The 14,896-nt window shown below is 65.1% G+C and carries 10 protein-coding genes; 5 read left to right on the top strand and 5 right to left on the bottom strand.

The features are described from left to right. Positions 1-13 precede the first annotated feature (13 nt). The gene (locus tag BerOc1_RS12500) at positions 14-814 is read left to right on the top strand and encodes a DODA-type extradiol aromatic ring-opening family dioxygenase (protein ID WP_071546010.1); all 801 of its coding nucleotides are present in this window, start codon (positions 14-16) and stop codon (positions 812-814) included. Positions 815-830: 16 nt separating this feature from the next. On the opposite strand, the gene BerOc1_RS12495 is transcribed toward BerOc1_RS12500, so the two are convergent. Next, positions 831-1,445 carry a TetR/AcrR family transcriptional regulator gene (locus BerOc1_RS12495; RefSeq protein WP_165610818.1) on the bottom strand — a complete coding sequence of 205 codons (615 nt, stop codon included), beginning with the start codon at positions 1,443-1,445 and terminating at the stop codon, positions 831-833. A gap of 129 nt (positions 1,446-1,574) precedes the next feature. Here BerOc1_RS12495 and BerOc1_RS12490 point away from each other — a divergent pair, with 129 nt between their 5' ends. Then, on the top strand, positions 1,575-2,867 hold the full coding sequence (locus BerOc1_RS12490; protein ID WP_071546008.1) for an efflux RND transporter periplasmic adaptor subunit: 1,293 nt from the start codon (positions 1,575-1,577) through the stop codon (positions 2,865-2,867). 7 nt (positions 2,868-2,874) lie between these two features. Then, entirely contained in the window at positions 2,875-6,036 is a 3,162-nt protein-coding gene (locus BerOc1_RS12485; RefSeq protein WP_071546007.1) for an efflux RND transporter permease subunit, read from the top strand. 130 nt (positions 6,037-6,166) lie between these two features. Here BerOc1_RS12485 and BerOc1_RS12480 read toward each other — a convergent pair whose 3' ends face one another. The 4 genes from BerOc1_RS12480 to BerOc1_RS12465 form a co-directional block, all read right to left on the bottom strand. Beyond that, positions 6,167-7,675 carry a calcium-binding protein gene (locus BerOc1_RS12480; RefSeq protein WP_071546006.1) on the bottom strand — a complete coding sequence of 503 codons (1,509 nt, stop codon included), beginning with the start codon at positions 7,673-7,675 and terminating at the stop codon, positions 6,167-6,169. A 154-nt stretch (positions 7,676-7,829) separates the two neighbouring features. Then, positions 7,830-8,597, bottom strand: coding sequence for an ABC transporter ATP-binding protein (locus tag BerOc1_RS12475; protein WP_071546005.1), 768 nt, complete (start codon positions 8,595-8,597; stop codon positions 7,830-7,832). After that, on the bottom strand, positions 8,594-9,367 hold the full coding sequence (locus BerOc1_RS12470; RefSeq protein ID WP_071546004.1) for an ABC transporter permease: 774 nt from the start codon (positions 9,365-9,367) through the stop codon (positions 8,594-8,596). Before BerOc1_RS12470 ends, BerOc1_RS12475 begins: the two co-directional genes overlap by 4 nt. A gap of 1 nt (position 9,368) precedes the next feature. Further along, positions 9,369-10,325 carry an ABC transporter substrate-binding protein gene (locus tag BerOc1_RS12465; protein WP_071547108.1) on the bottom strand — a complete coding sequence of 319 codons (957 nt, stop codon included), beginning with the start codon at positions 10,323-10,325 and terminating at the stop codon, positions 9,369-9,371. A gap of 505 nt (positions 10,326-10,830) precedes the next feature. Between BerOc1_RS12465 and BerOc1_RS12460 the strand changes: the two genes are divergently transcribed. Continuing rightward, positions 10,831-12,843, top strand: coding sequence for a sigma-54-dependent Fis family transcriptional regulator (locus BerOc1_RS12460; protein WP_207503310.1), 2,013 nt, complete (start codon positions 10,831-10,833; stop codon positions 12,841-12,843). Between the two features lie 284 nt (positions 12,844-13,127). Further along, on the top strand, positions 13,128-14,636 hold the full coding sequence (locus BerOc1_RS12455; RefSeq protein ID WP_071546002.1) for an aldehyde dehydrogenase family protein: 1,509 nt from the start codon (positions 13,128-13,130) through the stop codon (positions 14,634-14,636). Positions 14,637-14,896: the final 260 nt, after the last annotated feature.

Raw genomic sequence — 14,896 nt, 5'->3', positions numbered from 1 at the left:
TGAAGGATAATCCATGAACAAAGCGGCGCACACCGTGCTGTACATCTCCCACGGCGCGGGCCCCCTGCCCGTGCTGGGCGACGAGGGCCATACGGAGATGGTCGACAACCTCAAACTGCTGGCCCGCGAGATCCCCAGGCCCTCGGCCGTGCTCGTGGTCAGCGCCCACTGGGAGGAGTCCGTGCCCACCGTGACCACGGCGGCCCGGCCGGACCTGTATTACGACTACTACGGGTTCCCGCCCGAATCCTACGAGCTGCGCTACCCGGCCCCGGGCGACCCGGACCTGGCCCGGTCGGTGCGCGACGCGCTGGAGGACAAGGGGTTCGCCACCCGCGCGGACGGCGAGCGCGGCCTGGACCACGGCGTGTTCATCCCGCTGACGATCATGTACCCGGAGGCGGACATCCCGTGCGTGCAGCTCTCCCTGATCAAGGGGCTAGACCCGGCGGCCCACCTGGCCATGGGCGAGGCGCTGGCCGGGCTCACCCGCGACAACCTGCTGATCGTCGGGTCCGGCTTCTCCTTCCATAACATGCGCGCCTTCTTCGCGCAGGACACGGACGAAACGCGCGCCTGGAACGAGGCCTTCGAACAATGGCTGATCGAGACCTGCTCGGCCCCGTCACTGGATGGTGCGGAAAGGAGGCAACGGCTGCTCGGCTGGGAATCCGCGCCCCATGCGCGCTACTGCCACCCCCGGGAGGAGCACCTGATGCCCCTGCACGTCTGCTGCGGCGCGACGGACAGGGCCTGCGCGGCCCATTACCGGCTGACCATCGTCGGGAAACGGGCGAGCGCCTACCGCTGGTAGGCGGACACGGGAGGAATCAGGCCGGGGCGGCCAAGCGGTCCTGCGGCGGCAGGGCCCCATGGAGAAAGATGTCGATGCACTGCTTGAAGTGGGCGGTGCGCTCCTCCCGGCCGGGCCAGCTGAACCCGCCCAGGGCGTCGAGAAACACGGCGCCGGTGAACGAGTCCAGGAGCATGCGGGCCGCCAAACTGGTGTTGGCGATGACCAGCCTGCCCTTGCCGCACTGCCGGTCCAGCCAGGACGTCAACCCGTCGAGCGCCTTCTGGCCGCCGTGCTGACGCAGGATTTCACCCAGCTGGGGGTGCTGCAGGGACTCCATGTTGGCCGTGCGCAAAAAGCCCGCGCGGATCTCGTAGTCTTTCTGGTCCATGTCTATCATGAACATGCGGGCCAGGGCCTGTTCCAGGGGGACATCGTCATAGCCGTCGCCGAAGTCTATCATCTTCAGGCGATGGGCCTCGACCACGGCGACGAACAGATCGAGCTTGCCGGGGAAGAGCCGGTACAGGGTCTGTTTGGAAATCTTGCACGTCGCCGCTATCTCGTGGGTGCAGGTCCCTGCGTAGCCCTTGTCGACAAAAAGCTTTTCGGCCGCCTGGACGATCTGTTCGCGGCGCTTTGCGTCGGGCATGGCCTTGGGCCGTCCGCGACGGGGTTTGACATCGGACCCCATTTCGCCACCTCCGTTTAACAATTTTTCACAATTTATTCGATTGACAGTCGGGCCAACCAACCATAATTGTACTGGCGAGTACCGTAAATGATGTCGCTTTTGAGCGTCAAGGAGGAATCCGCATTGCAGATCCTGTCCATATATTCCCGTTTCGCAACGGGCCGCATGGCATTCGCCCCGTTGCTCCTGCTGAGCCTGCTGGTCCTCGGGGGACTGGCCGGCTGCGAGGACAAAACCCCGAAGGCCTCGGCCAACACGGCTCCGGTGGAGGTAGGCGTCGAGGTCCTGCACCCGCAGTCCGTGCCCCTGACCACCGAGCTTCCGGGCCGGACCGCAGCCTCGCTGGTGGCCGAAGTCCGTCCCCAGGTGGACGGCATCCTGCGCGAACGGCTGTTCCGCGAAGGCAGCGAGGTCCTGGCCGGCGAAGTGCTCTACCGGGTCGTGCCCTCGACCTACAAGGCCGAGTACAGCAACGCCCTGGCCGCCCTCAAGCGGGCCCAGGCCGCCCTGCCCAGCTCCGAAAGCAAGGCCAAGCGCTACGCGGAACTGATCGGCCAGGGGGCCATCTCGGAGCAGGACTACCAGGACGCCCAGTCCGTGTACGAGGCCGACCTGGCCGCCATCGCCTCGGCCAAGGCCGCCCTGGAAAGCGCCAAGATCAGCCTGGACTACACCGAAATCAAGGCCCCGATCAGCGGCCGCGTGGAGATGTCCGACCTGACCCCCGGCGCGCTGGTCACCGCCAACCAGAGCGTGCCCCTGACGACCATTCGCCAGCTCGATCCCATCAACGTGGACCTGACCCAGTCGAGCACCACCATGCTCAACCTGCGCCAGGCCATCGCTTCGGGCGAAATTTCGGTCGAGGGCAAGACCATGAAGGTTAAACTCAAGCTCGAAAACGGGACCATTTATCCCTATGAGGGGACCGTGGAATTCGCGGGCGCCAAGGTGGACGAGTCCACCGGCACCTATACCCTGCGCGCCGAGTTCCCCAATCCGGACCGTCTCCTGCTGCCCGGCATGTACGTCCGGGCCATCATTCAGGACGGCGTGTTCCAGAATGGCTTCCTGCTGCCCCAGATGGCCGTCGGACGCACCCCCAAGGGCGAGGCCACGGCCCTGTTCGTGGACAAGGACGACAAGATCCAGCAACGCCTTCTCAAGGTGCGCGGAAGCCACGGCAACTCCTGGCTGGTCGGCTCCGGCATCAATGACGGTGACCGCCTTCTGGTCCTGGGCTCCCAGTCCGTCCGGCCGGGCCAGGTCGTGACCGCCAAGGAGATGGACGTGGACGACGCCACCGGCGAGATCAAGCCCGTTTCGACCGGCGTGAAGACCGCCACCGAAGCCCCCGCCAACGAAGCCAAGGAAGGCTAAGCCTCACATGTCCGAGTTCTTTATCCGGCGGCCCATCTTCGCCTGGGTCATCGCCATCGTCATCATGCTCGGCGGCCTGCTGGCCCTGCGGACCCTGTCCGTCTCCCAGTATCCCGACATCGCCCCGACCACGGTCCGGATCACCTGCGACTACCCCGGCGCGGACGCCAAAACCGTGGAGAACTCGGTGACCAAGGTCATCGAACAGGGCATGACCGGCATCGACTACCTCGACTACATGACCTCCACGTCGACCTCCACGGGCCGGACGGAGATTTCCCTGACCTTCACCAACGCGGCCGACCCCGACGTGGCCCAGATGCAGGTCCAGAACAAGCTCCAGCAGGTCACCTCTCAGCTGCCCGACGTGGTCCAGTCCAACGGCCTGAGCGTGACCAAGTCGTCGGCCAGCTTCCTCATGGTCCTCGGTTTCGTGTCCACCGACGACACCCTGACCTCCACGGACATCGCCGACTTTGTGGACAGCTCCCTGAACGACACCCTCAAACGCGTGGAAGGCGTGGGCGACACCCGGCTGTTCTCCTCGTCCTACGCCATGCGCGTCTGGCTCAACCCGGACGAGCTGACCGAATACTCGCTCATGCCCGGCGACGTGGCCCGGGCCATCGAGGCCCAGAACACCCAGATCTCCGCCGGACAGCTCGGCGGCCTGCCCGCCGTGCAGGGGCAGCAGCTCAGCGCGACCATCACCGCGCGCTCGCGCCTCCAGACCCCGGAGCAGTTCAGGAACATCATCGTAAAGAGTTCCCCGGACGGCTCGGTGGTGCGCATCCGCGACGTGGGCAGGGTGGAGCTCGACGCCGAGAGCTACACCACCAGCACGACCTACAACAACCACCCCACCGCGGGCCTGGCCATCCAGCTGGCCACCGGGGCCAACGCCATCCAGACCGCCGAGGCGGTCGAAAGAACCCTCGAGGAGCTCAGACCCACGTTTCCCGACGGGGTGGACGTCGTCTATCCCTACGACACAACGCCGTTCGTCAAGCTGTCCATCGAGGACGTCATAGAGACCCTGATCGAGGCCATCATCCTGGTCTTCTTCGTCATGTTTCTGTTCCTGCAGAACATCCGGGCCACGTTCATCCCGACCATCGCCGTGCCCGTGGTCCTGCTCGGCACCTTCGCTGTGCTCGCGATCATGGGGTACTCGGTCAACACGCTGACCATGTTCGCCATGGTCCTGGCCATCGGCCTGCTCGTTGACGACGCCATCGTCGTGGTCGAGAACGTGGAGCGCGTCATGGCCACCGAGGGGCTCGGCCCGCGCGAGGCCACAAGCAAGTCCATGAAGGAGATTTCCGGGGCCCTGGTGGGCATCGCCACGGTCCTGTCCGCGGTCTTTGTGCCCATGGCCTTCTTCGGCGGTTCCGTGGGCGTCATCTACCGCCAGTTCTCGGTGACCATCGTCTCGGCCATGCTCCTGTCCGTGGTGGTCGCCCTGATCCTGACCCCGGCCCTGTGCGCGGCCATGCTCAAACCCTCCCACGGCGAATCCAAGTTCCGTTTCTTCGGCTGGTTCAACAAAGGGTTCGACATCGGAACCAACGCCTACCACGACGGTACGGCCTGGATCTTGCGCCGTACCGGCCGGTTCCTGCTGGTCTTTGCGCTCATCACCGGCATCATGGTCTGGATGTTCTACCGGCTGCCCAGTTCGTTTCTGCCCGTGGAGGACCAAGGCATCCTGATCACCATGGTCCAGCTCCCCACCGGAGCCACCCAGGAACGGACCAAGCGGGTGCTGAAAGAGGTCAGCGACCATTTCCTGAACGATGAGAAGGACGCCGTGGAAGGCGTGCTCACCGTGGCTGGATTCAGCTTCAGCGGCGCCGGGCAGAACGTGGGCATCGGCTTCATCCGGCTCAAGCCCTTCGACGAACGCCATGACCCGTCCCTGTCGGCCCAGGCCGTCGCCGGCCGGGCCATGGGGACCTTCATGAAGAACCGCGAGGCGCGGATCTTCACCCTGGCTCCGCCGGCCATCCACGGCATGGGCAACTCCAACGGCTTCGACTTCTATCTGCGCGACATCAACGGCGCCGGGCACCAGAAGCTCATGGAGGTCCGCAATCAGCTCCTGGGCATGGCCGCCCAAAGCCCGCTGCTGGCCAACACCCGGCCCAACGGCCAGGAGGACGAGCCCCAGTACCACATCGACATCGACGAGGAAAAGGCCAGCGCGCTCGGACTCTCCTTCTCGGACATCAACACCACCCTATCCACGGCCTGGGGCAGCGACTACGTCAACGACTTCATCGACCGCGGCCGGGTCAAGCCGGTCTACCTTCAGGGCGACCGGGATTTCCGCATGCAGCCCGAGGACGTGAACCGCTGGTTCGTGCGCAACGACAACGGGGGCATGGTTCCCTTCGCCTCGTTCGCCAACGGCCGTTGGACCTACGACTCCCCGCGCCTGGAGCGCTACAACGGTGCCTCCGCCCTGGAAATCCAGGGTGAAGCCGCCCAGGGGGTCAGTTCGGGCGACGCCATGGCCGAGATAAGGAGGCTGGTCTCCCAGCTCCCGCCCGGCTACTCCATGTCCTGGACCGGGCTGTCCGCCCAGGAGGAACTCTCCGGCAACCAGGCCGCGCCGCTCTACGCCATCTCGGTGCTGGTGGTCTTCCTCTGCCTGGCCGCCCTGTACGAGAGCTGGTCCATCCCGTTCGCGGTCATCATGGCCGTGCCCATCGGCATCTTCGGCGCCCTGCTGGCGGCCAGTTCCTTCGGGCAGAGCAACGACGTCTACTTCAAGGTCGGCCTGCTGACGACCATCGGCCTGACCGCCAAGAACGCCATCCTCATCGTGGAGTTCGCCGTGGCCGAGCAGGCCGCGGGCCAAGGCGTCATCGCTGCCACCCTCAAGGCGGCGAAGCTGCGCCTGCGGCCCATCCTGATGACCTCGTTCGCCTTCATCCTCGGCGTTCTCCCCCTGGCCATCGCCTCGGGCGCGGGCTCGGGCGCGCAGAACTCAGTGGGCATCGGCGTCATGGGCGGCATGATCTCGGCCACCGTGCTCGGCGTGTTCTTCATCCCGCTGCTCTACGTGGGCCTGCGCAAGGTCTTCAAGTACAAGCCGCCCCAGTACCAGGACGACGTCCCGGCATCCGTCCCGGCCGCCTCCGTGGACACGGACGAAACCGCATAGAGCGCCACAGACAAAGAAATCAAGGCCGCGCCCCGAAGACGGGACGCGGCCTTTTTCATGCGCCTCACAAGGACAAAAAAAGCCCTTTGACCGGGATCAAAGGGGTACGGCTTCGAACGTTGGAAAGGGTTCAGATGTGGATGTCGAGACGGCGCAGACGGTAGTTGGTCGCGCCCTTCCCGTCAAAGGCGTCCGCATACCGCTGCGGGCCCGGCGCTGGCAGCAGTCCGTAATATCCCCGTTCCGCGTCCCTGCCCACGGCCACCACGGCCGTGCCGTCCCCCGGGTCCACGTCGCCCTCGGGGTCGTGCCCGCTCCGGATCACGTCGCTCCCCTCGCCGGTGTCCACGTCGCCCGAGATGGAATATCCGGCCCGGACCACGTCCGACCCGTCTCCGGTATCGACGGCCGCCTCGATTTCGTACCCGACGTCCAGAAAGTCGTTGCCGTCTCCGGTATCGACATCGCCTGTGATCTGGTATCCGGCCTCCAGGACGTCACCGCCGTCACCGGTCTCGACAGAACCTCCGATCTCATACCCCGCGCCGAGAAAGTCGTCGCCGTCCCCTGTCTCGACATGCCCGTCAATATTGACTCCGGCATCCAGAAAATCATTGCCGCCGCCGGTGTCGATATTCCCGATGATCTCGTACCCGGAACCGAGGACGTCGTCGCCGTCCCCGGTATCGACATTGCCGCCGAGGGAGTATGAGGCATCGAGCCGGTCCCGGCCGCTTCCGGTGGAGACGTTCCCGGAGATGGCGTATCCGGCTTCCAGTTCGTCCTCCCCAGCGCCGGTGTCGATGTTCCCGCTTATGGAGCCCCCGGCCCGGAGCGAATCGTCGCCGTCCCCAGTGTCGATGTCGGCGCTTATCCCGGACGAGGCATCCACGACATCGTCCCCCTCGCCGGTGTCGATCGTTCCGCTGATGACCGCGCCGGTGACGGTGTCGTCGCCACTCCCGGTGTCGAGCCTGATCCCCATCCCGCCGTTCACAGTCACGCGATCGTCGCCGTCGCCGGTGTCCACGCCCAGGGGGTTGCGACCCGTGCCGTACAGGAACACGGAGTCGTTCCCCGGCCCGCTGTCTATCAAATCGCGGCCCGGCGAGGCATACTTGCCGACCCCAAGACCGACGATCCGGTCGTCGCCGCCCCCGCCGGACACGCCCGCGCCCGTGGTGGTGATGATAATGTCGTCCCCGTCGGTCTCGTCGCCCTGGACATAGTTCTCCAGGACCAGATTCCCGGACTCGTCCTCGCGCACGAGGTAGTCCCCGTCCAGGGCCACGGTCTTCTCCACCCCGCCTTGGGAGTCGAGGACGCTCATGCGGAAATAGCCCCCATCCAGGGCCTGGATTTCCAGGGTCCTGCCCGAGGCGGTGGCCAGGGAGGTCACGGTCTGCCAGGTGGAGGTGTACGCGGGGACGTAGCTCAAATCGGGGAGCTCGGGCCGTGTGGCCCGGCTCAGGTCCCGGGCCTGGTCCGACAGGGTGGCGACGTCGCCGTCAAACGGCCGGGCCGGTTCGCCCCGTCCCTGCCGGACGTCGAGGGAGGCCGCGACGCCCGGACGGAGCGGATTCCCGCTCGCCCCTGCCTGGCGAAACGTGGTCGAAAACATGGAGGCTATGCTGGGCATGCGGCTCTCTCTTTCCTGCACGGGACGACACCGAAGACCGACGGCCAATGTTTTTTCATCGTCGGAAAGAACCGAATCTTTAGGGGGAGAGCCGAGAGGTTCGGCGCTTTTTCCGAAGATTCCGGGGTGAACGGGAGGGGCCAAGGCCCCCGGCCTAGCCCGCCGATATCTCTTCCCAGAGCAGGTCCATGATCCGCGACTTGACCCGGGAGAACTCCGGGGTCAGGGACGCCTTGTGATCGCGCGGGCGGGGGATGTCCACCGGCACCCTGGCCTTGATCCGGCCCGGCCGCCTGGACATGATGTAGACGTTGTCGGCCAGCAGGATGGCCTCGTCGATGTCGTGGGTGATGAACAGGATGGTGCTCGACTCCTTGCGCCAGACGTTCAGGAGCAGTTCCTGGAGCAGCAGCCGGGTCTGGGCGTCCAGTGCCCCGAAGGGCTCGTCCATGAGCAGCATGACCGGCTTGTTGGCCAGCACGCGGGCGATGGCCACGCGCTGCTTCATGCCGCCCGAGAGCTCCTTGGGCAGGGCGTTCTCGAACTCGGCCAGGCCGACCAGGTCGATGTACTTGCGGGCGGTCTCCGCACGCTCGGCAGCGGGCACGCCCTTGAGGCGTAGGCCGAACTCCACGTTCTTGCGCACGGTCAGCCAGGGGAAAAGCGTGTAGGACTGGAAGACCATGCCCCGGTCCGCGCCCGGCCCGGTAATGGGCTGGCCTTCGAGCACGGCCTCGCCCGAGGTGGCCTGTTCCAGCCCGGCCACGATGTTCAGCAGGGTGGACTTGCCGCAGCCGGACGGCCCGACGATGACCGCCAGCTCGCCCCGGTCCACGGTCAGGTTGATGTCCTCGAGCGCGGTCACCTCCCCTTTGTTGGAGTCGAAGACCTTGCCCAGGTTGTCGATGGACAGCATGGTCATCGTTTTTCACTCCAGGGGGTTATGATGCGCGCGAGCAGCTTGAACAAATAGTCGGTCAACAGCCCGAGCAGGCCGATGATAATCAGCCCGGCGAAGATGCGGTCGATGGCCAGGAAGCGCTGGGCGCGCAGGATCATGTAGCCCAGGCCCGAGTTGGCGGCCACAAGTTCGGCCACCACCAGGTAGGTCCAGGCCCAGCCCACGGTGATGCGCAGGTCGTCCATGATGCCCGGCAGCGCGCCGGGGAACAGGACCAGCCGGTAGGTCTGCATGCGGTTCGCGCCCAGGGTGGCGGCGGCCCGGCTCAGGTCCCCGGGCACGTTGGCCACGCTGTCCGCGACCATCAGGACCAGCTGGAAAAAGGTGCCCAGGAAGATGATGGCGAATTTCTGGGCGTCGCCGATGCCGAAATAGAGCAGGGTCAGCGGGACCAGGGCGACCACCGGCAGATAGCGGGCGAACTCCATGACCGGGGCGACCATGTGCGAGGCGCGCCGGGAGGTGGCGATGATCAGCCCGAGCGGCACGCCGAGCACGGCGGCCAGGGACCAGCCGACCATGACGCGGTAGACGCTGTCCCAGGTGTAGGAGAAGAGGACGCCTTCCCGGTACATGGCCCCGAAGGACAGGAGGACCTTGTGCGGCGGCGGCAGGAACAGGGGCTTGACCGAACCGGTGTAGGCCAGGGCCGCCCAGACGCCGAAGACGGCGGACAGGGACGCGGCCGCCAGCCACGCCCCTTTCCGCACGGTCGGAATACCTTGTCTCATGCTACTCGGCGTTGACGTAGTCGGCGCTGATCAGCGTGTCCAGGGACACGTCCTTGGTGATGATGCCCTTGGATTTCCAGAACGAGATGGCCCGGTCGGCGACCTCGTACACGCTGTTGGGCTTGGACATGTCGAAGAACGCCTTGTTGGCGTCCCTGCCGATAAAGGTCACGCCCGAGGCCATGTCGGCCATTTCCTGGGTCTCCAACCCCATGGCCTTGGCCATGATCTCGTTGCCCTTGTCCGGGTTCTGCACGTACCAGGCGATGGCCTCGTTCCAGCACTTGGTCATCTTGGCGGGCACCTCGGGGTGCGCCTTGACGTAATCGGCGTTGAGCACGAACACGTCCACGATGGTCTTGGGCATGTCCTTGGACGAGACGAGCACGTGGCCGCCCTCGCGTTGGCCCGCGTTGGTCAGCCAAGGCTCCCAGGTCACGGCCGCGTCGATGCTGCCCGCGACAAAGGCCGCGCCCGCGTCGGAGGCGCCCATCTCGGTGATGTTGATGTCCTTCTCGTCCACGCCGTACTTTTTCAGGATGGACAGGAAGAAGAAATAAGAGGTGGAGGACTTGTCCAACCCCACGGTCTTGCCCTTGAGGTCGGCCACGGTCTTGATCTCGCCCGAGGCGACCACGCCGTCGCCGCCGGACGACTCGTCCATGCCGAAGACCACGACTTCCGGGGTGCCCTTGGCGAAGTGGATGACCTCGCGGTCAAGCACGTTGCCCAGGCCGTCGATGTTGCCCGAGGCCATGGCCGCGGCGTATTGGGCCTCATCCTCGATGATGACCAGGTCCACGTCCAGCCCTTCCTTCTCGAAGTAGCCGAGTTCGTTGGCGATATACAGCGGGCCGTAACCGACCCAGGTGGCGTGGGCCACCTTGACCGGCGTACCGGCGAAGGCCGTGGAGGCACAGAGCGCCAACGCGCAGACCAACATCACAATGCGTTTCATGATTTCCCCCTTCAGGGCGTTCCGGACCGGATTCCCCGTGGCCTGCCCGCGCCGGAACCCCTCCTCGCGCATGTCGGCCCGGATTTCCCGCAATCCGCATTTCGTCGCCACCCTGATAGTCCACTTCCGCCCCACCCGCAACATTTTCGAGCTCCCGAGGCCCGGCCGGGCTGTCCGGCTGGGGCGGGAATGACCATTTCCGCATTTCCGGGTCCGCCGATGCCCTTCTCACCGGTGCGGATCGTTTTCCCAACAGGTCAAATTCCGTGAATGTTTGTCTTCACGACGCATCGGTGCTATGAATTCATAAACTGTATTCCGGCCGCGATACCGGCCGTGGATTGTGTCAATTCGGACCGAAAAGGCGGATTCTTGCGCCTCCCGGATGCACGATCGATAGTATGCTCACGCAGCCATGGCGCAACGCTTTACGCCGCCGCAGCCGACTCCTTTCGCACTGTGCCGCAAGGCCGGATGGAGGTACGAAAGGATGAGTTCAAACAATGTGTTGAAACTGCCGGCCCCGACGTTGGAAAGCGCATGGAATCAATTTGTCCGCACAGGCTCCATCCAGCCCGGAGCCGTCCGGTCCGAAATTCTGCGCTCGTGGCAGCGCTGTCACGAGGCCCGGGTCAATCCGTGCGGCGGCAACGGCCGTTTCGCCCGGGAGAGACGGATCGTCGAACAGGCCCGCCGCAGCCACACGGAGCTCCTGGCCATCGCCAAACCGTTCATGGACCGGCTCTACCGGTTCGTGGCCGGCTCAAGGCTGGTGGTCTTCCTGTCCGATGAATCCGGCGTGATCCTGGAGTGCATCGGCGACCACGAGATCAAGGACAACGCCTCCAAGGTCAACCTGGTGGCCGGCACGGACTGGCGCGAGGAGGCCGTGGGCACCAACGGCATAGGCACCGCCATCAAGCTGCGCGGGCCCATTCAGATATCCGGCATGGAGCACTACTGCGCCCGGCTGCACAGCTGGACCTGCTCGGCCGCGCCCATTTTCAACGACTGCGGCGAGATGATCGGCGTGCTCCAGGTATCGGGCCCCTCCAGCGAGGTCCACCTGCACACCCTGGGCATGGTCGTGGCCGCCGTGGAGGCCATTCGCGACCAGATCCGGATCAGGAAGAAGAACCTGGAGCTGAACCGGCTCAACGGCAGCCTGAACAAGATATTCCACATCATGTCCGACGGGGCCCTGATAACGGACGGCGACGGCGCTATCAGCCACGTCAACCGGGCCGGGGAAAGCCTCCTGGGCCCGGGCGTCGAGGGCAAGCCCATCGAGCAAGTCCTGAGCGGGAACCCGCTGATCTGGAAGCGCCTGAGGCACGGCGAGGCCTACACGGACGTGGAACAGATCATCGACACCCCCAGGGGGTGCGTCCATTGCCTGGTCACGGGCACCACGCTTCGAAACGACACCGGGGACCCCAACGGCGCGGTCGTCTTCTTCAACCGGATCAACAAGGTCAAGAAGCTGGTCAACCGGTTGAGCGGCGCAATGGCCTCCTTCGGCTTTTCGGACATCATCGGGTCCAGCCTCAAGCTGCGCGAAGCCATCAGGGCGGCCAAGGGCGCGGCCGCGGGCACCAGCAACGTCCTCATCCTGGGCGAGAGCGGCACGGGCAAGGAGCTGTTCGCCCAGGCCATCCACAACCACAGCCCGCGTCGGGACGGCCCGTTCGTGGCCCTGAACTGCGCCGCCCTGCCCCGGGAGCTGATCGCCAGCGAACTGTTCGGCTACACGGACGGAGCCTTCACCGGCTCCAAGAAGGGCGGCAGGCCCGGCAAGTTCGAGATGGCGGACGGGGGCACCCTGTTCCTGGACGAGATCGGGGACATGCCCCTGGACCAGCAGGCCATCCTGTTGCGCGTGCTCCAGGACAGGACCATCATCCGCATCGGCGGCGACCACGTCATCCCGGTCAACGTCCGGTTCGTTTGCGCCACGAACAAGGACCTGCTGGAAGAGGTGCAGAAAGGCAACTTCCGGATGGACCTCTATTACCGCCTGAACGTCCTGCCCGTGAAGGTCCCCCCGCTCAGGGAGCGGATCGGCGACCTGGACGGCCTGTTCCACCACCTCCTGGACAAGATCTGCGCCCGGCAGGGACGCCATATCGAACACGTCTCGGAAAAAATGCTCCAGCAGCTGGCCCGGCATGACTGGCCCGGCAACGTCCGCGAACTGGAAAACGTCATCGAGAAGATGCTCAACGCGGACCACGACGCGACACGGTTGGCCTTCAGGCACCTGCCGGAGCGGATCTCGGGCCGGAACATGGGCCCCGCGGTCTGCTCCTCCCCCTTCTATCCGAGCCAGGAACGCCACTTCGGCCGCCGGGAAAAGGAAATGACCGACCTGCTGCGCGAGAAGGAGCTGATCCTGAAGCTCCTGTCCGGCCACGGCGGGAACGTCAGCAAGGTCGCCCGGGAGATGGGGTTGTCCCGCAACACCATCTACCGCAAGATGCGGTTCTACAGGATATCCAAGGAGCAGGTCTTCCAATAGGGACGGGTCCCGTTCTTCGCGAACGGCCCGTCCCGGCACCGGCCCGAGCGGCCGCCGGAGGTTAACACCTGTCCCAAAAAACGGGACACCCATGCAAAGTGTCCCGCAAAAGGTCACACTCCCTCTCCGGGCATCCACCGCGCCTTTCCGGCGCGAATCCACTGTTTCCGCCATCCCCTTCCGGACGGCGTCAGGCGGCACCATACTTGCTCTTCGTGGGTGCGGTTCAAGCGGTCCCCTGCGGATCGCGCAACGTCGCCTAAATCCAACAGGAGGGTACTATCATGAAGGAATCACTGAGCTTTGATGGAACGGCGGGGAACAGCCCCATTGACCGGAACTACCAGCTGTACATCGGCGGGAAATGGGTGGACGCCCAGGACGGCAAGACGTTCACGGCCTACTGCCCGGCCAACGGCGAAGCGTTGGCCACCTGCGTCAACGCGGGCAAGGCCGAGGTGGACATGGCCGTGGACGCCGCCAGAAAGGCGTTCGCATCCTGGAAGAACGTCTCTCCCCAGGAGCGCGCGACCTATCTGCTGAAGATCGCCGACCTCATCGACGAGAACGCCGACAGGCTCGCCCTGGTGGAGACCCTGGACAACGGCAAGCCCATCCGGGAGACAAAAAACATCGACGTCCCGCTCGCCTCGGACCACTTCCGTTATTTCGCGAGCGCCATCCGGACCGAAGAGGGCTCGGCCACGATGATCGACAAGAACACCATGAGCATCATCCTCAACGAGCCCATCGGCGTGGTCGGCCAGATCATCCCCTGGAACTTCCCGTTCCTCATGGGGGCCTGGAAGATCGCCCCGGCCCTGGCCGCGGGCAACACCGTGGTCATCAAACCCTCGTCCGAGACGTCCCTGAGCATGCTGGAATTCGCCAAGATCCTGGACAAGGTCCTGCCCGCCGGGGTGGTCAACGTCGTCACCGGCGGGGGCTCCACCACCGGCAATTACATCCTCGAGCACGAGGGATTCAGCAAGCTCGCCTTCACCGGGTCCACGGACATCGGGTACATGATCGCCGACGCGGCCGCCAAGAAGCTCATTCCGGCCACGCTGGAGCTGGGCGGCAAGTCCGCCAACATCTACTTCCCGGACTGCCCCTGGGACAAGGCGGTCGAGGGCGCGCTGCTGGGCATCCTGTTCAACCAGGGCCAGGTTTGCTGCGCGGGCTCGCGGATATTCGTCCACGAGGACATCCACGACCGCTTCCTGGCGGCCCTGAAGGACAAGTTCGAAAAGGTCAACGTCGGCCTTCCCTGGAAGGAGGACACCCAAATGGGCAGCCTGATCAGCGGGCACCAGCTGGGCAAGGTGCTCGGCTGCATCGAGGACGGCCAGAAGGAAGGCGCGCGCCTGGTCACAGGCGGAAACCGGCTGACGGACGGCGAACTGGGCAAGGGCAGCTTCCTGAGCCCGACCATCTTCGCGGACGTGAACAACTCCATGTGCATCGCCCAGGAGGAGATCTTCGGCCCGGTGGTCTGCGTCATCAAGTTCAGGGACGAGGACGAGGTCATCGCCATGGCCAACGACAGCGAGTTCGGCCTGGGCGGCGCGGTCTGGAGCAAGGACATCAACCGCGCCATGCGGGTGGCCACCGGGGTCGAGACCGGCCGCATGTGGATCAACACCTACAACCAGCTCCCGGCCCACACGCCGTTCGGCGGGTACAAGAAGTCGGGCATCGGCCGCGAGACGCACAAGATGATGCTCTCCCACTACAGCCAGACCAAGAACATATACATCAGCCTGGATGAGAGTCCGTTCGGACTCTACTAAGCTCTCGCTCCCGCCTCCGTCCCCTCCTCGGGACGCAGTCGGCGAGATACAACGCCGCCGCGATCTCCGGGCCGCCCCACCTGCCCGGAGATCGCGGCCCTGCTTTATGCGGGCGGGCCGCTCCCACCGTTCCGCCGCCTCCGTCCAAGGACCTTGACAACGCTTGCGAATGCGATAAGCATCTCCGCATAGTTCACCAAGGAGTTTGGATGATTCTCCAGTCCATGGATCTTGCCGCCCGGAATATGGAACAGGGCGAG

The organism is Pseudodesulfovibrio hydrargyri (assembly GCF_001874525.1).
Taxonomy (GTDB): Bacteria; Desulfobacterota; Desulfovibrionia; order Desulfovibrionales; family Desulfovibrionaceae; genus Pseudodesulfovibrio; species Pseudodesulfovibrio hydrargyri.
Note: the sequence above shows the minus strand (reverse complement) of the source record. Positions and strands in the feature narration are given on the sequence as shown.

Coding starts and splice junctions, on each gene's coding strand:
- BerOc1_RS12500 (WP_071546010.1), top strand. CDS start 14: ATGAACAAAGCGGCGCACACCGTGCTGTACATCTCCCACGGCGCGGGC.
- BerOc1_RS12495 (WP_165610818.1), bottom strand. CDS start 1,445: ATGCCCGACGCAAAGCGCCGCGAACAGATCGTCCAGGCGGCCGAAAAG.
- BerOc1_RS12470 (WP_071546004.1), bottom strand. CDS start 9,367: ATGAGACAAGGTATTCCGACCGTGCGGAAAGGGGCGTGGCTGGCGGCC.
- BerOc1_RS12485 (WP_071546007.1), top strand. CDS start 2,875: ATGTCCGAGTTCTTTATCCGGCGGCCCATCTTCGCCTGGGTCATCGCC.
- BerOc1_RS12465 (WP_071547108.1), bottom strand. CDS start 10,325: ATGAAACGCATTGTGATGTTGGTCTGCGCGTTGGCGCTCTGTGCCTCC.
- BerOc1_RS12480 (WP_071546006.1), bottom strand. CDS start 7,675: ATGCCCAGCATAGCCTCCATGTTTTCGACCACGTTTCGCCAGGCAGGG.
- BerOc1_RS12455 (WP_071546002.1), top strand. CDS start 13,128: ATGAAGGAATCACTGAGCTTTGATGGAACGGCGGGGAACAGCCCCATT.
- BerOc1_RS12490 (WP_071546008.1), top strand. CDS start 1,575: ATGATGTCGCTTTTGAGCGTCAAGGAGGAATCCGCATTGCAGATCCTG.
- BerOc1_RS12475 (WP_071546005.1), bottom strand. CDS start 8,597: ATGACCATGCTGTCCATCGACAACCTGGGCAAGGTCTTCGACTCCAAC.